This is a genomic window from Nostoc sp., assembly GCF_036917315.1.
In the GTDB taxonomy this organism is placed as follows: domain Bacteria; phylum Cyanobacteriota; class Cyanobacteriia; order Cyanobacteriales; family Nostocaceae; genus Nostoc.
Window position 1 is genome coordinate 42,303 of the sequence record NZ_JBALDR010000031.1, and the last position, 21,284, is coordinate 63,586.

Annotated in this window: 22 protein-coding genes; 9 read left to right on the forward strand and 13 right to left on the reverse strand. The window is 41.5% G+C overall.

Going from position 1 to position 21,284, the window contains the following annotated elements; translation table 11 throughout:
- Positions 1-271 precede the first annotated feature (271 nt).
- Together V7K84_RS14885 and V7K84_RS14890 are read right to left on the reverse strand one after the other, a co-directional pair.
- Positions 272-1,783 carry an AAA family ATPase gene (locus V7K84_RS14885; protein ID WP_334839146.1) on the reverse strand — a complete coding sequence of 504 codons (1,512 nt, stop codon included), beginning with the start codon at positions 1,781-1,783 and terminating at the stop codon, positions 272-274.
- Between the two features lie 2 nt (positions 1,784-1,785).
- Positions 1,786-1,986 (reverse strand): hypothetical protein, encoded by a 201-nt coding sequence (locus V7K84_RS14890; RefSeq protein WP_334839148.1) that lies wholly within the window; start codon positions 1,984-1,986, stop codon positions 1,786-1,788.
- A 130-nt stretch (positions 1,987-2,116) separates the two neighbouring features.
- Here V7K84_RS14890 and V7K84_RS14895 point away from each other — a divergent pair, with 130 nt between their 5' ends.
- Positions 2,117-3,238: an HNH endonuclease gene (locus tag V7K84_RS14895; protein WP_334839149.1), complete on the forward strand. Its 1,122-nt coding sequence runs from the start codon at positions 2,117-2,119 to the stop codon at positions 3,236-3,238.
- A gap of 92 nt (positions 3,239-3,330) precedes the next feature.
- On the opposite strand, the gene V7K84_RS14900 is transcribed toward V7K84_RS14895, so the two are convergent.
- From V7K84_RS14900 to V7K84_RS14930, 7 genes are all read right to left on the reverse strand, one after another.
- Positions 3,331-3,849, reverse strand: a complete 519-nt coding sequence (locus tag V7K84_RS14900; RefSeq protein ID WP_334839151.1) for a YceD family protein — start codon at positions 3,847-3,849, stop codon at positions 3,331-3,333.
- Between the two features lie 154 nt (positions 3,850-4,003).
- Complete coding sequence (locus V7K84_RS14905; protein ID WP_190240917.1) at positions 4,004-4,531, reverse strand: Jag family protein; 528 nt, start codon at positions 4,529-4,531, stop codon at positions 4,004-4,006.
- A complete protein-coding gene (gene yidC, locus V7K84_RS14910) occupies positions 4,528-5,679 on the reverse strand; it encodes a membrane protein insertase YidC (protein ID WP_289798075.1) in 1,152 nt (383 codons plus the stop codon). The genes V7K84_RS14905 and yidC overlap by 4 nt, the downstream gene beginning before the upstream one ends.
- Positions 5,680-5,833: 154 nt before the next feature.
- Complete coding sequence (locus tag V7K84_RS14915; RefSeq protein WP_334839154.1) at positions 5,834-6,226, reverse strand: PH domain-containing protein; 393 nt, start codon at positions 6,224-6,226, stop codon at positions 5,834-5,836.
- A complete protein-coding gene (gene rnpA / locus V7K84_RS14920; protein WP_334839156.1) occupies positions 6,213-6,635 on the reverse strand; it encodes a ribonuclease P protein component in 423 nt (140 codons plus the stop codon). Before rnpA ends, V7K84_RS14915 begins: the two co-directional genes overlap by 14 nt.
- Positions 6,636-6,661: 26 nt before the next feature.
- A complete protein-coding gene (gene rpmH / locus V7K84_RS14925) occupies positions 6,662-6,796 on the reverse strand; it encodes a 50S ribosomal protein L34 (RefSeq protein ID WP_084227158.1) in 135 nt (44 codons plus the stop codon).
- A 106-nt stretch (positions 6,797-6,902) separates the two neighbouring features.
- On the reverse strand, positions 6,903-7,415 hold the full coding sequence (locus tag V7K84_RS14930; RefSeq protein ID WP_334839158.1) for a DUF2808 domain-containing protein: 513 nt from the start codon (positions 7,413-7,415) through the stop codon (positions 6,903-6,905).
- Between the two features lie 766 nt (positions 7,416-8,181).
- Here V7K84_RS14930 and V7K84_RS14935 point away from each other — a divergent pair.
- The 3 genes from V7K84_RS14935 (at position 8,182) to V7K84_RS14945 (ending at position 11,156) form a co-directional block, all read left to right on the forward strand.
- Positions 8,182-9,354 (forward strand): Re/Si-specific NAD(P)(+) transhydrogenase subunit alpha, encoded by a 1,173-nt coding sequence (locus V7K84_RS14935; protein ID WP_334839176.1) that lies wholly within the window; start codon positions 8,182-8,184, stop codon positions 9,352-9,354.
- Between the two features lie 105 nt (positions 9,355-9,459).
- On the forward strand, positions 9,460-9,753 hold the full coding sequence (locus tag V7K84_RS14940; RefSeq protein WP_109009004.1) for an NAD(P) transhydrogenase subunit alpha: 294 nt from the start codon (positions 9,460-9,462) through the stop codon (positions 9,751-9,753).
- Entirely contained in the window at positions 9,750-11,156 is a 1,407-nt protein-coding gene (locus V7K84_RS14945; protein WP_334839159.1) for an NAD(P)(+) transhydrogenase (Re/Si-specific) subunit beta, read from the forward strand. The genes V7K84_RS14940 and V7K84_RS14945 overlap by 4 nt, the downstream gene beginning before the upstream one ends.
- Positions 11,157-11,344: 188 nt before the next feature.
- Here the strand turns inward: V7K84_RS14945 and V7K84_RS14950 are convergent, their stop codons facing one another.
- Positions 11,345-12,379, reverse strand: coding sequence for an HNH endonuclease (locus V7K84_RS14950; protein ID WP_334839161.1), 1,035 nt, complete (start codon positions 12,377-12,379; stop codon positions 11,345-11,347).
- 148 nt (positions 12,380-12,527) lie between these two features.
- Here V7K84_RS14950 and V7K84_RS14955 point away from each other — a divergent pair, with 148 nt between their 5' ends.
- Complete coding sequence (locus V7K84_RS14955; RefSeq protein WP_334839163.1) at positions 12,528-12,692, forward strand: hypothetical protein; 165 nt, start codon at positions 12,528-12,530, stop codon at positions 12,690-12,692.
- 7 nt (positions 12,693-12,699) lie between these two features.
- Positions 12,700-13,599, forward strand: coding sequence for a DUF4351 domain-containing protein (locus V7K84_RS14960; protein ID WP_334839165.1), 900 nt, complete (start codon positions 12,700-12,702; stop codon positions 13,597-13,599).
- 201 nt (positions 13,600-13,800) lie between these two features.
- Here the strand turns inward: V7K84_RS14960 and V7K84_RS14965 are convergent, their stop codons facing one another.
- From V7K84_RS14965 to petN, 3 genes are all read right to left on the reverse strand, one after another.
- Positions 13,801-16,950 carry a GAF domain-containing protein gene (locus tag V7K84_RS14965; protein WP_334839167.1) on the reverse strand — a complete coding sequence of 1,050 codons (3,150 nt, stop codon included), beginning with the start codon at positions 16,948-16,950 and terminating at the stop codon, positions 13,801-13,803.
- A gap of 152 nt (positions 16,951-17,102) precedes the next feature.
- A complete protein-coding gene (locus V7K84_RS14970) occupies positions 17,103-17,264 on the reverse strand; it encodes a hypothetical protein (protein WP_094350864.1) in 162 nt (53 codons plus the stop codon).
- A 7-nt stretch (positions 17,265-17,271) separates the two neighbouring features.
- A complete protein-coding gene (gene petN, locus V7K84_RS14975; protein ID WP_012408302.1) occupies positions 17,272-17,361 on the reverse strand; it encodes a cytochrome b6-f complex subunit PetN in 90 nt (29 codons plus the stop codon).
- 258 nt (positions 17,362-17,619) lie between these two features.
- Between petN and V7K84_RS14980 the strand changes: the two genes are divergently transcribed.
- From V7K84_RS14980 to V7K84_RS14990, 3 genes are all read left to right on the forward strand, one after another.
- Positions 17,620-19,506 carry an ATP-binding protein gene (locus V7K84_RS14980; protein ID WP_334839169.1) on the forward strand — a complete coding sequence of 629 codons (1,887 nt, stop codon included), beginning with the start codon at positions 17,620-17,622 and terminating at the stop codon, positions 19,504-19,506.
- Between the two features lie 30 nt (positions 19,507-19,536).
- Positions 19,537-20,799, forward strand: a complete 1,263-nt coding sequence (locus V7K84_RS14985) for a sensor histidine kinase (protein ID WP_334839171.1) — start codon at positions 19,537-19,539, stop codon at positions 20,797-20,799.
- Positions 20,800-21,073: 274 nt separating this feature from the next.
- On the forward strand, positions 21,074-21,211 hold the full coding sequence (locus V7K84_RS14990) for a hypothetical protein (RefSeq protein ID WP_334839173.1): 138 nt from the start codon (positions 21,074-21,076) through the stop codon (positions 21,209-21,211).
- The last annotated feature ends 73 nt before the right edge of the window (positions 21,212-21,284 follow it).

Below are 21,284 nucleotides of genomic sequence, written 5' to 3' on the forward strand. Positions count from 1 at the left end.
AGTCAAGGGTGAAGGTGAGCCAGTCATCTGCGTATTTTCCCCCCATTGAGGGGAGCAGTATTGAACTGGCTCTCAAGGGTTACGAGTAGAAAAGCAAGTAACCCATCAGTATAAGAATCAATAGTCCATAATAATTCATCATTAACTATTGACTTTTGACTAACTGATTATTGTAGCTATGCTGAATAGACATCTGGTGAAATTAAATATGCGTTATCTAGAACCCTTGTAGAGACATAGGAATACTACGTCTCTACATTTATTTTTGGGTTCACGTAGTGCGCCGGAGGCGTTCGCTCAAAGGACTGTGTTTAGATGCTAAACGCGCTCTCCCAGCAGCAGCCCATTCTTGGAGTTGCTGAATTTGCTCTACGGCAGTTCGTGCTAAGGGTATGATCTGACTGGCTGCTTCTAAAATGTCGTCGGTAGCAAAGTCGCGGTTTTGGCTAAATCCAATATGCATCGCTTCAATTAAAGTTTGCTCAATCTCGGCCCCAGAAAAATCGGGCGTTTCATAAGCTAGCCTGTCAATGTCATAACTTTTCAAGTTATGGGGGCGCAGTCGGGATAAATGAACATCATAAATTGCTTTTCTCTCTTCTTGAGTGGGCAAACCCACAAAGAAAATTTCATCAAATCGCCCCTTGCGGAGCATTTCCGGCGGTAATGCTTGGATGTCGTTGGCGGTGGCGACGACAAACACGGGTGAGCTTTTTTCGGCTAGCCAGGTAATAAAAGTGCCAAACACCCGGCTGGCTGTTCCGGCATCGCCTTTGCTACCAAGCCCAGCAAAGGCTTTATCTATTTCATCAATCCATAAAATACAGGGAGCGAGGGCTTCAGCTACTTGGATCATTTGGCGAGTCCGAGATTCTGATTCACCTACCAAACCACCAAATAACCTTCCCACATCCAAACGTAGCAGCGGTAAATGCCAGTGATGAGCGATCGCTTTTGCCGTTAACGATTTACCTGTTCCCTGAATACCCACCAACATTAAACCACGGGGGTGCGGTAATCCGTACTGTCGCGCCTTATCAGTAAATGAGCCTCCCCGACGAATCAACCAGTCTTTCAAATTATCTAGTCCGCCAATATCAGAAATTTGCTCAGTGGCGGGGTAGAAGTCCAAGATTTGGGTTTGGCGGATAGTTTGGCGTTTTTCTTCCAAAACCAGATCCACGTCTTCTGGTTGCAATTCACCGTGAGTTGCGATCGCTTTTGCCAAAACCCGGCGAATCCGTTCCATCGAAAGTCCTTGACAAGAGCGCACCAAATCATCTAAAACTTTGCCAGAAAGGGAGTTACCAGTGCTTTGCAGTAAGCGTTCTACCTCAGTTTTAATTTCTAGGGCGGCGGGTAAGGGAAACTCGACGACTGTCAGCACTTCGGTTAAATCGTCAGGAATGGCGATGCGCGGCGACAGTAGGACAATATTTTTGGGTTGCGACTTGAGAAGTCTCGACAAGTTGCGGAGTTTGCGAGCGATCGCTACATCATCTAAAAAGCGATGATAATCTCGGAGAATCAATACCGCAGGTGCGGAAGCGGGTAATTTTTCGATGAATTCTAAAGCTTGCAACGGGTTACGTCGCCCAAACCCAACATCATTGGGGTTTCCCTGATAGCCATCGACAAAATCCCAAGTATATACTGGGCGATTACCCTGGTTGGTTGCTTCTTCCCGGATAGCTGCTTCTACCCGTTCCTCCTCATAAGTGGGAATATAAATTAAGGGGTAACGAGCGCGTAGCAGCAGTTTAAACTCTTCACGGAAGTTCATATTTAGCTATGGTTATTTGTTCTTCTCTCATTGTTCAGGTTTGTATCGCCTCTAACAACTAAAAAACCAACATCTACCAGTTCATAGCGGTTGCCAGTGCGAGCGCTATATGTGAGATATTCCTCAAGGGTGAGCGATCGCTCTTTTGTGGTGGGTATAGTTGAATCATCTGTCAGGATAATCAGGTGCTTAAAACTACTCAATTTTTTACAGACTCTTGCCACAAAATGCTTAAAAATTGGATGTAAACATTGTTTATCGTTAGCAAATTCAGCCTAATTTCGCTAAATAAAATTTATAAATATTGACTATTCTAGGAGTTAAGCAAAATATATGTCTAAATGTTACATCTGTGAATACGAAATTAGTTCAGACAATATTTACAAAGAACATATAATACTCAATTCCATAGGAGGCAGGCTCAAATCATCATCTTTGATTTGTAACAAATGTGCTCCGCAGTTGGATGGCATAGATGCTGCTCTTGGTAAGCAGCTAAATACTATAGGTTTAATTCTTGATATCAAGCGCGATAGAGGTAAGAATCCGCACACCAAAGCAGAAATAATTAGCACATCTGAAAAAGTTTTTCTACTTCATGGCGGCAAAATAGCACGAATAGAACCAAACATTGATGTGAGAGTCGATGGAGATAATGTCTATCTTTCTGTCTCTACTAGAGATGAAAATCAGATGAAAGTGGCGCTTAATGGGCTTAAACGTAATCACCCCTGGATTGACGTTCAAGAATTTATGAGTAATGCAATCAAGCGACAAGAATTCATTGATAGTCCTATTAAGTATCAACTCACCTTTGGAGGAGATGAAGCATTTCGAGCTATCTGTAAAATGGCAACCAGTTTCTATATTTACAAAGGAGGAGAGCGAAATCACATATCGCACTTAATTCCTTATATAAGAGATGGTCAGCTAAATAATACTGTTTGGCACTATTATCCAGAAAACATTACTAATTCCAATTCAGAAAGTATAGAAGTTTTACATACTTTATTTGTTGTAGGCAATCCTAGCGAGAAAATACTATATGCTTATATCGAGCTTTTTAGTACCTTCAAATTTATAGTCTTACTATCAGATCGTTACATTGGGAAAGAATATCAAGAATTCTATTCTTTTGATGTTATGGGTCAAAAAAATATGGATAAAGTTAGTGAGATTAATCTCTCTAGAGATGAAGTTTTGAAAACCGTAACACTTCGAGAAAATAACTTGCAGCAAATTCAGAATTCTTTGAGATGCCTATTTAAAACTATAAATAATAAGCAAATTTATGAGAGCTTCAGCAAAAAAGTTGAAAATGTTATAGAAAATTCCTTCAAAGATATTCCACAAGATACAGTTTTTACTAAAGAAATGGCATCAGAATTAGCTATAGAATATACTGATAAAATTGCTGCTTTGCTACACGAGAACGGATTTTTTAATCAGGAGTAAAGTTTATAGGGCGTGTTAGGTAGTCTAGGCAATTTATACTTACAAAGAGATAATTAATTACGCCGTAATACAGGAAACGGCGCATTAAATATCTATCCCGGAAGTTGCTTTTTCAAAGCTTCCAGAGAAGCCCAACGGTTATCAACTGGAGTTTCAGGACTATCAGAACTCTCAACAGTACTACTTACAGGAATACCTGGACAATTGCGATCGCACAGTTGCCGTTGTGGTACTGCCAACCACATCTGCTCATACAGCCATTCGTTGGGATAAAAATAACCATCGGGCGGTAAGCTTTCCAGCAACTCTTCCATAACTACTTCCCTTTCTAAGGGCAAGTCATTTGCCTGATTTGCAGTTTCGTCTAACCAGATGATCTCTTTCGTATCAAGCCCTAAACGTCGATTGTATTGCTGCAAACAGCGGTTGCAGGTACAAGTAATAATTGTTTCTGCCTGAGTAGATACTTGTAAGTAATTACCATGATGCTGTACGCGCACGTAGCCGCGAACTGGTGTCAAAGTTTCCAGACCAGGCAGAAATTCATTAACCTGAACTTCCTCTGTCCGCTCCGGGGCTTGAGTTAGCTGCGGAATATAAATTGCGTCCATAGGATTTGTGAGACATCCTCACTAAAATTTATCTCGATTACCAGCAATTATACTGATACTGAATCTTTATTTTATCCCTTAAGAACAAGAGAAATTTTGAAATTATATATGGTTATGAGTTTTCAATTAACTCCAAACTCATAACTCCTAACTCCTAACTCCCAACTCCTTCCAACGAAGCTGGACAGACAACCAGATGACGATGTGGCTCTTTACCGCGACTGAATGTTTCTAAATCTCCAAATTCCTTCAAGAAGGTATGAACTTGACGCCGTTCAGCAGAACTAAGAGATTTGATTTCTACTTCTCTACCAGAAAAGCGCACTTCATCGGCTGCTGCTTCTGCTAATGCGCGAATTTCGGCTTCTCTTTTGACCCGGTAGCCATTTAACTCAATGGTGTAAGAGGCTTGTTCTTCCGTGGGTTGGCTAAGGTTTAGAACCGAATTTGCTAGATACTGAATCGCATCTAACACAGAACCATCAGCACCAATTAACACTTGGATTTGTTCTGAGGTCAAATTAGTTTGGTCAATAGTCAACCAGTAGTTATCTGGTTCTGGAGAATCGCCGTCTTGAGATTGGGCAGTTTCTAAATGACCCTGAATCTCAGCAGGTATTCCAGTGAGTTCCAACAGGGTTTTTAACCACTGCTGACCTCGCTGCATCGGAATGTCGCTCATGATCCCCCTGTTGCCTTTTTCTTAGGACTTTTTGGTTCAAACGGTAATGCTTTTTGTTCTGTGACTGCTGCTTCTTTCTCCTGGGTTTCTACGATTTTTTGCAGTTCTTCTGGTAGAGGTTCGCGGGAGAGAAGATAAGTTTGGGCGGTTTGGAAAATATTACCAATCACCATATACATCAGCACCCCAGCTGGTAGGGGGAAGAACAAGAACATCCCCGAAAAGATGACGGGGGTGATTTTGTTAACTGTATCCTGCTGCGGATTGCCACCGCTGGAATTTTGCCCGGAAAGCATTTGGCTAACATAAAGGCTGATCCCAAAGAAGACGATCATGGCGACAATATCCCAGTGGATTGTGCCATCAGGATCTTGTGCGCCAACTCTGCCTAAAGCATCAATAAATAGAAAGCCTTTTTCTGCTGCTAGTCCAGGAATTGTTCCTTGAATGGTCACATCTCCGGGTTGCAAGGCTTCTACATTGCCCTCGGCATCAATTTTTATCCTATCTTCACCCTTGGTAATTTTCCAATCAGGAATCAGCTTATTTTCTGGGTGTTCTGCTAAGAGTACCTGAAATGGTTTACCTTCAACAGTCTGATACTGTATTTTGGTTTGTTCTCCCACCGCTAATTTACTTCCGCTAGGAAGAATGGCAGCTACTTTAACGTGTTCTCCATCTGCAACATAAATATTTTGAGGAGCAGTGGCAAAGGCTTGTGGTTGAATTTGTTCGATTTGTTCTGCGGGAAGAATTTGCAGGTTAACGCTGTAGTTCGCACTTGCAAAAGGTGAACCCCGCAAGGTGGCAAAGAGCGCTAACAAGACTGGCATTTGCACTAGTAATGGAAAACAGCCTGCCAAGGGGTTGCCAAATTCTTTTTGGACATTGACCATTTCCTCCTGCTGCTTTTGCGGTTCATCCTTATAGCGCTCTTTGATTTCTGCCATCCGCTTCTGCATCAGAGGTTGTACAATTCGCATTTTCCGCATATTGCGAATTGAGCCAGCACTCAGGGGATAGAGCGCGAAGCGGACTATCAAGGTCAAAGCAACGATCGCTAATCCGTAGCTAGGCACTATACCATAGAAGAAATCTATGATTGGCAGCATCACGTTGTTCGAGAGAAAGCCGATACCAAAATCCATTATTCTGAATTCAACCTGAGGTACTGTAAACTGAATCTAATTTATCTAAATCATGATTTGTCGGCGACTATCTTTCGCTACGGATAGCCGCACATTCAAATAGAGCATTGGGAATTGGGCATTGGTTCATCTCCCTCATCTTCCCCTGCTCCCATCACTGATTAGCAGTGGCGCTAAATTCGGGATTTTTCGCAGCAATTCTTTCGTTGATGTAGTCATAGACTTCCCGAAAATTGGGAATTGCGCGCAATTCGAGACGACTGCCGTTTTTTAGGGTGATCGCCATATCTCCCCAAAAGCCAATGCCACGGGGAACTTTGACGATTTTGACAATTTCTGAGTAAATTACGTCAGTGCGATCGCGTCCCTGCCAACCTCCAATCACAGTAATTCGGCGATCGGTGATGCGGAAACGCAGCCACAATGCCCTGACAATTGCCCCGACTGCTAATGGTAGCCCGACAATGGTTAGCCCAATCAGCAGGTTGACAATTAAATCCCCAATATGGGGACCACCTTCATAATAAACATCTTCACGAATTCCCATCGAAGACCTCAGCTTGTGCCAACAACTGCTCTAATTCTTGCAGAAATTGTGGGCTTACGCACTTAGATTCTGCTGCTGTGGGTTTGACAATGAATACTAGCCGCCATCCTGGTGATAATTTTGGCAACAGGTTATATAAAGCAGCAGTAATTTGCCGTTTAATTCGGTTGCGAACCACTGCCCTTTTGCTGACTTTCGTGCTAATTGAAATACCGATCCGCGTGCTGGCAAGGAGCTTTGAGTCAATTGCTTGTGTAGTTTGAGCGGCAGTGTCCAAAGAAGGTTTTTTTGAACATAAAGGCTTTAAGGCTCTCAATGTTAAATAAAAGCCATGACGCCGAATTCCTTCTCGGAAAACTGCCTGGAAATCCTTTCGAGATTTTAGCCGATTTGTTTTGGGCAAAGCCACAGATGCTCTTTATCGCTCGATCTTTCCTAAACAGCCAGACGGTGACGGCCTTTTTTTCTTCTGGCGCTAATCACGTTTCTGCCGTCTGGTGTCCGCATCCTGGCGCGAAAACCAGAAGTCCTTTTTCTCTTACGGCTAGTACCGCCCAGTGTTCTTTTCATACTGTTCTCCTCTTAGGTGATTTTTATAAAAACTCACAATCTCTAATTTTATCACTTTGTTAGGGAATTGGGAATCGCCGATTGGTTATATCCCTACTCCCTATTCTTAACTAATGCTCAAAATCCATGTTCCCATATAGCGCAGTAGTGGCACATCACCAGGGGAAAGCACTTGACAGTTAAAATAGTAAACTCCGCCGAAGGATGGGTTTTTCACGTTAGATAACACTACTTCGACTGCGCTACCTGCTGGTACTGGCTCTTGAGGATAAATATTAATCAGTTTACCTTCTTTGTCCCACTTCACCTCAGAAAGCGGAACTGCTTTGCCTTTGACTCGGACTTCAATTTTTTTCTGGTCAAAAGTTCCTTTGTAATAATCAGGGTAGGTAATGGCAAATTGACCAACTGCCAATTTCATTCTTTTGGCTGGAATCTTCAATATGTATCGATCCCAACCATTAGCTTGTCCCCCAAAATCTAACCGGAAGGGTAGCTGATTTTCTTGTTTGACGCCGCTAAACAGCGTAAATCCAGGTAAGCTTTGCGCCAAAGTCAAGGCTGGTAATCCAGTAACCAAAAAGCTAGTCACGGCTAAAGCAGAAAGTAAACGTCGCATAATCGGGCTTCCTCTACCAAAATATAAATCTGTTATCTAAAAATGACTGTGTGTTAGTATTCTTTACTAAACTTTACTACTCGCTTCCTGACAATGGACGTTTAATTTCCAAAAAAAGTGTCATTCTATCTGAATTTTAGGCAACAGTAAAATTACTTAGTGTAAAAACAACGGATATTGAATTTACTTCATTACCCTTATATAGCCCTGATTTGATTGCTAAGTTGGTCAAATTTGAACTAGATATAAACACAGTTGGGGGTTGGATTGTGTTTCCAAATATGTATAAGTGTATCTAAATTTGAGAATTTTGTTATAAAAATTGATCCATGTCATCAGCGATCGCCAGTTAAGTTGGGCTAAATTGATTAAAATAAGTTGGATTGGAATCGAAGTCGTAATCATTAAAATTTGATTGGGAAATTATCAAGCTTTCAAAATCCGGTCAATATTACTCTATAAGAAAGGAATACCAAAATTTCTCAATCCCGAAAACAAGCTAAAGATAAAGATGCAAAATTTGGGAATCAATTTAGGATGTGCAATACATAACCCTGTTTGCAACTATCTGAAAATATGACATCTGCGAGCGGCAAAGTGAGGCTTTGCCTGGAGAGCTAAGAGTGGGAGAGGAAAGATTCAAGGTTCAATCTACAAGTAAAATTCATGGCTGATGTTCCTGCCTAAGTACCATGAGTGCGGGACACGCATCATCTGGACAATCACTTACTTGGCAGAGATTAAGTATTTATCTTCAGGAGATTTCATGAGAATAGCAGTTGCTAAAGAAATTGAAGTTTGTGAACGTCGTGTGGCATTAATTCCTGACATCGTTGCCCGATTGGTAAAACAAGGTTTGGAAGTGTGGGTAGAAGCAGGTGCAGGAGAGCGATCTTTTTTCAGCGATCCTGACTATGAAGCCGCAGGAGCCACAATAATCAGCGATACTGCCAAATTATGGGGCGAAACAGATATTCTGTTGAAAGTCAGTCCACCGCAAGAACGAGAAGATGGACGCTCAGAAATTGATTTGTTAAAAGAAGGGGCTGTTTTAGTCAGTTTCCTCAATCCGTTAGGAAATCCTGTTGTAGCGCAGCAACTAGCAAATCGGAAAGTCACAGCTTTGAGTATGGAGATGATCCCCCGTACCACCAGAGCGCAAAGTATGGATGCTTTGTCCTCGCAAGCTTCATTAGCAGGTTACAAAGCAGTATTAATTGCAGCAGCTGCATTACCGAAATACTTCCCGATGTTAACCACAGCCGCAGGGACGATCGCTCCAGCGAAAGTATTTATTATGGGCGCTGGTGTAGCGGGATTGCAAGCGATCGCTACCGCTAGACGTTTGGGAGCAGTGGTAGAAGCCTTTGATATTCGTCCCGCCGTCAAAGAAGAAGTGCAAAGCTTAGGGGCAAAATTCGTTGAAGTCAAATTAGACGAAGAAACCGTCGCTGCTGGCGGTTACGCCAAGGAAATTTCTGAGGCTAGCAAACAACGTACCCAAGAAGTTGTCGCCGAACACGTTAAGAATTCTGATGTAGTGATTACTACTGCTCAAGTGCCTGGGAGACAAGCGCCACGGCTAGTTACAGAAGAAATGGTGGCACAAATGAAACCCGGTTCAGTAATTGTAGATTTGGCTGCCGATCAGGGTGGTAACTGCGCCTGCACCGAACCCGGCAAAGATATTGTGTGGAACGGTGTAACAATTATCGGCCCGATCAATCTCCCATCATCAATGCCAATTCACGCCAGCCAATTGTATGCCAAGAACGTAACATCGTTGATGCAATTGCTAATTAAAGACAAGGCTTTGCAGGTAGACTTTAGCGACGACATCGTTGATGCTGCTTGTGTTACCCATGCAGGTGAAATTCGCAATCAACGAGTGCGGGATGCGCTACAAGCATCGAATACTCAACAACCGGCGGTTAATTAGGGAGTGGCAAGTAAGAATTTTAGATTTTAGATTGAAATTTAATCCAAAATCCAAAATCCAAAATTGAATCGCCCAATGCCCATTTATACAAGGAGTTTTGATTTCATGACAGAGGCATTACTTGCTGCTTTGTTTGTATTTGTATTGGCATCTTTTATCGGCTTTGAAGTCATCAATAAAATCCCACCGACTCTACACACGCCCTTAATGTCAGGCTCAAACGCGATTTCTGGCATTTCGGTACTTGGGGCAATAGTGGCCTCAGGTGCTAGAGAAACAAGTGTGTCAGTAATTCTCGGTTTAATCGCTGTAGTACTAGCTACAGTCAACGTTGTAGGTGGCTTTCTAGTCACAGATAGAATGCTGCAAATGTTCAAGAAGAAGGAGATTAAGGCGTGAGCGACTTTTTACCAACTGGCATTCAGCTGACATATTTAGTCGCTGCATCCTTATTCATTTTTGGTTTGAAAAAGCTGGGTTCACCAGCTACAGCGCGAAACGGTAATGTGATTGCATCTGTGGGGATGCTGCTGGCAATTGTGGCGACAATGCTAGATCGGCATGTGTTGAACTACGAGATGATATTGTTGGGCTTGGCAATTGGATCGGGAATTGGTGCGATCGTTGCCTACAAAGTCCAAATGACCGAAATGCCCCAAATGGTGGGTTTACTCAACGGTTTAGGCGGTGCGGCTTCTGCACTAGTAGCCGTTGCCGAATTCTGGCGATTATTGGATTCTGGCGCACCCATACCCATAGATGTGAACATTTCCATGCTGTTGGACGTGTTAATCGGTGGTGTTACCTTCACAGGTAGTTTTTTAGCCTTTGCCAAATTGCAAGGTTTAATTAGCGGTTCCCCGATTACATTTCCTTTCCAGCAACCATTTAACCTGTTGCTTCTGGGTGCTTATTTGGTAGGCAGTGTCTATTTAATCATTACACCAGATAGCTTACCCATATTCTTGGGAGTGGTAGCTGTTTCCTTAGTGCTGGGTGTGATGTTCGTCATCCCCATTGGTGGCGGCGATATGCCGGTGGTAATTTCGCTGTTGAACTCCTTGTCAGGTGTGGCGGCGGCGGCGGCGGGGTTCGTGGTGATGAACAATATGTTAATCATCGCTGGTGCTTTGGTAGGAGCATCTGGCTTAATCCTTACCGAAATTATGTGTAAGGCGATGAACCGCTCCTTATTTAGTGTGCTGTTCAGCGCTTTTGGTACAGGTTCTAGTTCTGGTGGTGGTGCTGCTAGTGGTGGTGCAACCGATCAAAGTGTCCGCAGCATCGATCCTGAAGAAGGGGCGATGATGTTGGGTTATGCCCGTTCTGTGGTAATTGTGCCCGGTTATGGTATGGCGGTTGCCCAAGCGCAACATAGCGTCCGGGAATTGTCAGATCAGTTAGAAAAAATGGGCGTTGATGTCAAGTATGCCATTCACCCTGTTGCTGGGAGAATGCCGGGGCACATGAATGTGTTACTTGCAGAGGCAAATGTGCCTTATACGCAGTTGTATGACATGGATGATATTAATCCCCAGTTTGAACAAGCAGATGTGGCTTTAGTAATTGGGGCAAATGATGTAGTAAATCCGGCGGCGCGGAGTGATACAAATAGCCCGATTTATGGTATGCCGATTTTGGAAGTAGATCGGGCGAAGCAGACGATTGTGATTAAGCGCGGGATGAGTACGGGTTTTGCCGGTGTAGATAATGAGTTGTTCTACAAGGATAAAACTACGATGCTTTTTGGTAGTGCGAAGGATATGGTGGCGAAGTTGGTTTCGGAAGTGAAACAACTGTAACGAACCGCCAAGACGCGAAGGGCGCAAAGTAAAGAATTTAGAGAGTTGGCTTGCCTTGGAGGTGTGATGCTTCTGAGGCGAGTTTTTTTGAGGTTGTCTCACGCTAAGGCGCAAAGAAGAGAAAGAATTAAGATAGTTGATTTGTTTTGGAATTTAAAAATTTTAAGGTAAGCTTTTTAATTAAGTTTTCAATTTTCATCATGTTCGTTAAGACAGTTTAAAAATTGCTTCCATCTAGACTCAAGTGCTGACTGGCTTGGTTTATATTTAGAGCATATAAGTTTTCTACCCTCCCATTTATGATAACCAGTTTCCATAACTTTTGGATGAAACTTCACTTCTAGAGATTCTGGGTTAATCCCCAACAGATTAAGATCAAATAAAGTATGTAAATCTGCACGTAACAAAAGCCCATTATCTGGATGATTATCATCAGTACCACGATAGGGTGAGATATGAGCAGCTTCTAAAACATCAAGGAATTTCAGCCCAGTAATCATACATTGATCGCCATAGCGTTTACACAATACTTCTCTAAATTTTGACTGTCCACGACGTTCTTTTCTTTGCCGAAATACAATTTTGCGGCTATCTTCTTCTGTAGAAAGATACTCAGAAATATTTTTATTGTCATCAGCATCATTAGCCTTGAGATAGTTACAATCGTTGGTTTTTTTCAACAATTTAGCAACCATAGGCGAGTTTTTGACTAAAGTAGCTTCAATGCGTTGAAAGTCGATTGGTCGCATTGACAATTGTTTACTTTTATTAAGCCAAGCTTGTTTTAGATCCTCAAGGCTTACAGCTCCATCAGATGGAACAAAGCTACCACTATAATTAGCTTTAAATTTCTTACATTCTTCAATTTTAGGAATAGGTGTGTCAAATAAATGACCTTCACGACAACGAAATTTAGGTTTTTTCTTTTTTCGTGGTTTTATTTTAGAAATTCCACATTCTGGACAAAGTAATCTTTCTTTAGTACCTTTATAAACATCAATATACTGAATTCGTGCAACTCCAAGCAGTTTTGTTGTGTTGCGTAATAAAACAAGATCACCCTCAGAAACTTGATTACAGTATGGTACATCGTTATCATACTCATACATTTGCGATAACTGATCAGCATATCCGCTATTACCAGCATACTGTTGTTCTTCATCCGTAACTATTAGTAATAACCATACTCGTGACTGATAATCAACTATACTTAGTTCGCCCATTTTAGAATTTTTTACTTGGTAATTATTATTAAACCTACCAAAAAACAACGAGCTTTAGTAAAAAGTTCATATTAATCTGCTAATTAAATATTACTAATGTTAGTAATATCATTATATTTGCAGTATATGATCGTTCTCTTTTTCTTCTGTGTTCTCTGCGCCTCTGTGGTTCGTTAAAAAGAGCGATCGCCAAATCTCTACAGTGCGATCGCTCTCTTCTTGCTCTGCGTTCTCTGCGCCTCTGTGGTTCATTAAAAAGAGCGATCGCCTGCAAAATCTCCAGCGTGCGATCGCCCATCAAAACATGATATAAATTTGACATGATAGACCACGATCGCCTATTCAAAGAACTGTTAACAACCTTCTTCTGGGAATTCATCGAGTTATTTTTTCCAGAGATAACAGCTTATCTGGAACGGGACACCATCTCCTTCATTGACAAAGAAGTATTTACCGATGTGACTGCTGGAGAAAAATATGAAACTGACTTAGTAGTAAAAGCGAGATTTAGAGGACAAGAATCGTTTTTCCTAGTACATCTAGAACATCAAGCTTATTATCAAGAAGCTTTTGATTTACGGATGTATCGCTACTTCGCAAGACTGTATGAAAAATACGCTCTACCAGTCTATCCCATCGCGTTGTTTTCTTACGATAGCCCCAAAAAAGCTGAAAAAAATTTTCATCAAGTAGCATTTCCCAATAAAGTTGTCTTGCAGTTCAACTATGATGTTATCCAGTTAAATCGCCTGAATTGGCGAGAATATCTGCAACAGCAAAATCCCGTAGCTAGTGCGCTCATGGCTAAAATGAACATAGCGCCAAAAGACCGTCCCAGAGTAAAATCTGAGTGTCTGCGCCTGTTAGCTACCTTGCAGCTAGATCCAGCACGGACACAATTGATTTCTGGGTTTATTGACACCTACCTACGGCTAAATGCTCAAGAAGAAGAAATTTTCCAGACTGAAATTGCTCAATTTGAACCAACTCAACAGCAGGTAGTTATGCAAATCGTCACCAGTTGGATGGAAGAAGGGATACAACAAGGAGAGTTGAAAATAATCCAGCGTCTATTAACAAAGCGAATTGGTGTAATTACTGCTGAATTACAAGAGCAACTGCATGGGTTATCGTTAACTCAGTTAGAGGATTTAGCCGAAGCCTTACTAGATTTCTCTACTGAAGCTGATTTAGTGACTTGGTTGCAACAGCAGCAATAAAATATCGATTCCACTAAGCGATCGCCTGCAAAACCTTCAGCGTGTGTAGGCAAAGCCCGCCGAAGGCATCGCTCTCTTCTTGCTCTGTGTTATCTGCGCCTCTGTGGTTCGTTAAAAAGAGCGTAGACGTTGGCGTAGCCTCTTGTTCTCAGTCTTAAGCAAGCTACGCGTAGCGCCTTGTAGAGAAGTCATTGATTTTTCTTAACTAACTTTCCTTTTCATCGGAATTTCTATCCAGAACTCACAGCCGTTACCAGGTTCAGAAACACACTTGATATTACCGCCGTGTTTTTCTACAATAATTTGGTAACTAATAGATAACCCCAAACCAGTACCTTGTCCAGGTTGTTTGGTGGTAAAGAAAGGTTCAAAAATGCGCGATCGCACAATCTCTGGAATCCCACACCCATTGTCAGCAATCCAAATCAATATAGTATTCTCTTCTATGACTTCTGTACGTATGCAAATTTTAGGATTGTCAATTCTTTTTCCACTAATTGCTGAGTTTTCCAGTGCATCAATCGCGTTGTTAAGAATATTCATAAACACCTGATTCATCTGGTCTGCATAGCAGACTACTGGAGGCAATTCACCATATTGCTTAACTACCTCAATAGCAAAAGAATTAGTCTGTGATTGCAGTCGATGTTGTAAAATTAGCAACGTACTATTGATGCCTTCATGAATATCAACGGGTTTTATTCCTGTTTCATCAAGTCGAGAAAAAATTCGTAACGACAAGACTAATTGAGAGATCCTCTCTGCCCCCATCTTCATTGAAGCAAGAATTTTGGGCAAGTCATCATTAATGAAATCTAAATCTAATGCTGTTACTTGATTTTTAATTTCCTCTGTTGTCTTAGGATACTGTTTCTGATAAAGGCGCAGTAATTTAAATAAATTTTCGGTATGTTCCTTAACATAAGTCATGTTGCCGTAAATAAAACTAATCGGGTTGTTAATTTCATGTGCTATACCAGCAACTAACTGCCCTAAACCTGCCATTTTTTCACTTTGAATCAACTGACTCTGAGTGTGCTGTAATTCTTTGAGAGTCTGGGTAATTTCTTCTTTTTGAACTTGAGTTTGTTCGAGTAATTCTGCTTGCTGAAGTCCTACCCCTAACTGAGTACCAATCTGCATCAGCAAATCTATCTCATCTTCTTGCCAATCACGGGGTTTGATATTTTGATAAGCTGCTAGTAATCCCCAGAGATTATCACCTTGAAAAATCGGCACGATAATATATGCCCTAGCCTCCATTAGCTCAATTAGGGCAATATAAGGAATAGAATAATCGGTACTGTAAATATCCTTAATAACAAGAGTTTTATTATTAGCAAAATCTCCGTCTTGGGTTTCTTGCAAGTAATTACTTGCGTAGGCATAGCCCGTCGTAGACATCGCAGCCACAATTTCCTTTACTGGTGTCAAACTTTGGGCTAAAGACTCAGCAACAAATTCGCCACTCCAATCAGCGCGGAATCGATAGATTGTCACTCGCTCAACTTCTAATAATCGCCGGACTTCTTCTGTACTGGTAGCAAAGATAGTATCAATATCAAGAGACTGGCGAATTTTCTCCACCGTTGCGGCTAAAGCCTTTTCCCTTTGTGCTGCTTTCCGTTCTCGTTCGGCAGCTTTAGCCAGTTTTTGGGCTTGCACCTGCATCTGTTTCAAGGACTCAGCTTGCTGTAATGCTACCCCCAATTGAACGCCAACTTGTGCTAACAAGTTGATTTCTTCATCTTGCCAATAACGGGGCTGAGAGTTTTGATAAGCTACTAGCAATCCCCACAGCTTTTCACCCTGAGAAATGGGTACAAAAACTTCATTACGTGCATACTTACCCGCTTGTTTTCCTTGCACAAGAACGCGTTCCGTTACTGGCTGCGGCTTAACCATTGGTGTCCAGCCATCAACGATGGAATCAGCCACAAATTCCCCACTCCAATCAGGATAGAAGCGATAAATTGCGACTCGTTCCACTTCTAATAAGCGACGAACTTCTTGAGTAGTGGTTTTAAATATGGCTTCAATTTCGAGTGACTGACGAATTTTTTCTACTGTGTGCGCCAACGCTCTTTGCCTTTCAGCAGCTTTGCTGATATCTGCTGCTTGAATCTGCATTTGTTGGATAAATTCCGCTTGCTGCAAAGCCACACCTAGTTGGGTGCCAACTTGAGTAAGCAAGTAAACCTCATCTTTTTGCCAATCACGAGATCCAGCATTTTGGTATGCTGCTAGCAAGCCCCAGAGCTTTTGACCGTGGTAAATAGCAACGATCGCATAAGCTGTTGCTTGATATATCTCTAAAATTTTAATGTAACAATCGCTAAAGCCTGAATTGTAAATATCATTACAAATCCGGTACACTTCACACTGAGTGAAGCTCCCACCCTCCGTATCTTGTAAATAGGTATCAGCGACTGGGGGTTTAGCTAAATCTTTGGCACTACATTCGCTGACATTCTCTTTCAATTCCGGTCGTTGCGACTGTTGATCTATGAGGGAAACCCAACCCTCTGCCACTGATTCAAACACGAATTCACCACTCCAATCGGAATTAAAGCGATAAATAGCCACGCGATCGGCATTTAGCAGCTGCCTAAGTTCTGCGGTGGTTGTGTGGAAAATACTTTCCAAATCTAGGGACTGGCGAATTTTCTCAATGGTGATGGCTATGGTTTTCTGCCATTGGGCTGCTTTTTCTCTGGCTTTTGCTTGTGCTAGTTCTGCTGATTGTAGTTTGACTTGTTCCAGGAAATCTGCTTGCTGTAAAGCAACTCCTAGATGTTCGGCAATTAATTGCACAAACTCAATTTCTGATGCTTCCCATTGTCGAGGATTACCACACTGATGAATACACAACAATCCCCATAAATCTTTACCTTTGATTAAGGGGGCAGTTATATTGGCACGTACTTGGAATTTTTCCAGAATCTGGATATAGCAATCACTAGCATTAACTTGATAAATATCAGTTATTGCTCTAATTCGACCTTGCTGATAAAGTCCTGCGAACTCCTCACTAAAGCAGTGGTCGCGTAGTTTGGCTGCTAATGCCGAATCCCATTCGGTTGCCACATCTTCATAGATAAATTCTCCTTCCCATGCCAATTCAGGATAAAAACGAAACACGCCAACCCGATCGCTTTTCAGAAGTTGGCGGACTTCAGTGACTGTAATTTTGAAGATAGTTTCTATGTCTAGAGACTCCCGAATACGGGCAATAACTCCAGATAAGGCTTTTTGTTGCTCATTCTGACGCAAGGAGCATGTTACATCTGAATGAGATTCTTGCCGTTCTGAATTTGGTTGTATAGGTTGATTAGTAGAGGAGTTTTCCATTCCCAGTGGGACTTTAAATATTGAAAGTCTTCTATTTCATGATTCCCGTTGCGATCGCAAAGGTAACAGTTACTTCCTGGGAATGTCATAAAAACAATGTAGGGACACGATTGTATCGCGTCCCTACAAAAAGATTTTCAATCACGAGAAAACTATCGCCGCTTGGGAGTGGCGCTGCGGGTGGTACGTTTTTCTTCATCTCGGCGACGGCGATCGCGCCAATCTGCCAGGGTCAAATAACCAATACCACCAGTGACTACTACAAGCAGCACTACAGCAAATAAAGCCAAAATACTCAAGAATGGACTTTCCACAATGCCTCTACAGTCCGTTACGTCCCCACACTACCATTGCAATTGACCAAGTGAACACAACTAACAACGATACCCAACCTAGTGTCAAAATCTCCATAGTCCCATTTTTCAAATAATTACAAAAGGTTTCTAATATTTATCATACAGGGATTGGGCAGGCTGAGATTTTTTTATCAATGACATTGTAAATTTTACGTGCAGCCGTAAACCAGATACTATCTTTTTTTGATACTTTATTGATGTACGTAATAATTAAAACTAATATAAATAAAGTAGCGATCGCGCTTTCTAATTTAATGCTTTGGGAATACTAGGGCTATGCGTATATATTTCCAATCCAGCAACCCTTAATATCATGCCGACATTTTTCAACTATCCTTTCCACTCCAACGGTTTTATTCCCCACGGACATTGTTATCTCTGGCAAACTGGATTAGTTTCGCTGCACATCATTTCTGATGCCACGATCGCTCTAGCCTATTATTCTATTCCTTTCCTGCTGATTTACTTTATTTCTAAGCGTAAAGACGTTCCTTTCAATGGAGTCTTTTTGTTATTTGGTGCTTTTATCATTGCTTGCGGTACTGGACACTTGATGGATATTTGGACGCTTTGGCATCCAAATTATTGGCTTGCAGGTAGTTTAAAAGCTCTAACTGCCATTATTTCGATATATACGGCATTTGCGTTATTTTATCTCATGCCTCAAGCTCTAACACTACCTAGTCCAACCCAGTTAGAAGTTATCAATCGAGCGCTTTCAACTGAAATTGTCGAGCGCAAGCGCATCGAAAAAGAATTACGCCTTGCAGAAGAAGTTGCTCAAAACTCCAGCCAAGCCAAGAGTGAATTTCTCGCCAATATGAGTCATGAACTACGCACACCTCTTAACGGTATTCTAGGCTATACACAAATTCTCCAACGCACAGAATCTTTGAGTGAGAAAGGACGCAAAGGAGTCAGCATCATTTATCAATGTGGTTCTCATCTTTTAACCCTAATTAATGATGTTCTGGATCTCTCCAAAATAGAAGCCCGGAAACTAGAATTGTATCCTGTTGATTTCTATCTACCTGCCTTTATAGATAGCGTGACTGAAATTTCCCGCATCCGAGCAGAACAAAAAGTGATCGCATTTCACGTCCAACTGGATTCTGATTTACCAACGGGCATTCATACTGATGAAAAACGCTTGCGGCAAGTACTGATTAACTTGCTTAGTAATGCGATTAAATTTACTAATGAAGGTACTGTCACCTTTAAAGTTAAGGTCATTAATCAACAATTAAATACTAATGGACAAACTAACTACAAAATTCGTTTTGAGGTAATAGATACTGGTGCGGGGATAATCCCTGAACAAGCACAGAAAATTTTCCAACCCTTTGAACAAGTAGGAAATCAAAAACGACAATCTGAAGGTACAGGCTTGGGATTAGCAATCAGCCAAAACATTGTTTTGTTGATGGGTGGTCAAATTCAAGTACAAAGTGAATTTGGCAAAGGAAGTACTTTCTGGTTTGAGGCAGAATTTCCAGAATCTAAAGACTGGGCAAAGGTTTCTAGAGTGGTTGAGCAAGGAACTATTATTGGTTATCAAGGACAAAACCGCACTATTTTGATTGCGGATGACAAATGGGAAAATCGATCGGTAATTGTAAATTTACTAGAGCCAGTTGGGTTTACTGTTGTAGAAGCTAGTCAGGGTCAAGAAGGATGGGAAAAGACTCTAGCCCATAAACCAGACTTGATTATCACTGACTTAGTGATGCCTATATTGAATGGATTTGAGTTGATCGAACGTTTGCGTCAGTCTGAGCAATTTAAAGAGATTGCTGTCATCGCTTCCTCAGCTAGTGTGTTTGCAGCCGACCAGTACAAGAGTATTGATGTAGGTGCAAATGCATTTCTACCAAAGCCTGTAGAAGCTGAAACGCTGCTGGAAATGCTACGACAATTTTTGCACCTGGAATGGGTTTTTGACGTGAAGGTAGATGAAATCAAAAAAATTAATATAGATGTTTTGGATCGACCAAATGAGATGAATTATCCTGCGCAAGAGGTTTTACAAGATTTACTCGAACTAACGCAAGACGGCGATATTCAAAAAGTTTTGGAACTGGTCGAGGAACTTTCTAAATCTGATGAGCATTTCAGCATTTTTGTCCAGCAAATTATCCAGCTAGCTAGTAATTTCCAACTCAAACGTTTGGAAACTTTTATTCAACAATATATCAATTAATTTGAGTCAAATTTCAATTGTTAATTCATCATGCTTAAGACCTCAGATACCGGATTTATTTTGATTGTGGATGATAATCCCACAAATTTATCTCTCCTGTGTGAAGCACTCAATAGTGAGGGTTTTCGTTTTCGGGTTGCAGTCGATGGAGAAAGTGCGATCGCTCAAGTCGAACGCAATCAACCAGAGTTGATTTTGCTGGATGTACAAATGCCCGGTATTGACGGATTTGAAACTTGTCGCCGCCTCAAAGCCAATCCTGTTACCCAAAACATTCCGATTATTTTCACTACTGCCTTAGCAGATACAGAGAGCAAAACGAAGGGATTTTCCCTTGGCGCAGTAGACTATATCCCGAAACCATTTGCCCAAGAAGAAGTGATTGCGAGAGTACGCGTACATTTACAACTCAAACAATTGACTGAATCTTTGGAACAACAAGTTAGCGATCGCACTAGGGCTTTGCAAAAAGCTCAAGTCCAACTAGTACAGCAAGAGAAATTATCAACACTCGGAGAGCTAGTAGCTGGTATTGGCCATGAAATCAATAACCCGATCAACTTTATTTCCAGCAATATTCCACCCTTGCAAGAACATATTACAGCAGTAACCGAATTGCTTCTACTATATGAACAAGAGTATCCAAACCCAACAGCCAAAATTACCAATACTATTGAGAACTTGGATCTAAACTTTATTCTCGAAGATATGGGAAAAATCTTAAACTCACTCCACATAGGAAGCGAACGAATTCAGAATCTTTCTAATTCACTCCGCACCTTTTCTCGCTCGGATAGGGACGCCAAAATATCTGCTGATTTGCACCAAGGAATAGATAGTACACTAATGATTTTGCAACACCGCCTCAAGGCTAATGGCGATCGTCCCGGTATTGAAGTTATTAAAAGTTATGGAATATTACCAGAGGTAAATTGCTATCTAGGGCAAATGAATCAAGTATTTATGAACATTCTCGCAAATGCAATTGATGCCCTTGATGAAGCTATAATGGAAGGCAAAATGAGCAATCTAATTCCTCAGATTAAAATTGCCACAGAAATAGATTCTGAACAATCGATTATAATTCGGATTGCTGACAATGGAATTGGTATTCCTGAACGGCTTAAAAAACGCTTATTTGAGCCGTTGTTTACGACAAAAACTGTTGGCAAAGGTACTGGACTTGGCTTGTCTATTGCATATCAAATAGTTGTAGAGAAACACAAAGGTGTATTAGAAGTGAATTCTCAACCTGGTATGGGAACCGAGTTTATTATCAAAATTCCTACATGAGAACAACATTTGATTAATTACAAAACAGCTCTAGCATTTATCATATTGGAGACTGGGGAAAAGTTTTCCCAATACAACTCTTGGAGAGGCTGCACTTCTCTACGGGAGGCTGCGCGTAGCTTGCTTCCACGTTCGCGCAGCGTGCCGTAGGCAAGTGGTACGACTACGCTCTGTTACCACGCCAACGGCAACACGGTAGTTGAATCTCGACTTCGCTCGATTTCCGCGCAGTCGAAACTCAGTACAAGTAACCAATCCCTAATTTATATATAGAGTGAACTCAACTTTAGATCCTCAATTAATGGTAGAACGCATAGAATCCCTCAAGGCTGGAATAGTTGGGGGATTATCTGTGTGTTTGGCTTTTGCGATCGCCAATCTTTTAAATACTTTAGGGCGTGTCATCAATTGAGCCAAATAACAGAAGCAGCTAGATAAATTGCACCGAGAAAGTTGGTCGCCCGTTTATCATAGCGAGTTGCGAT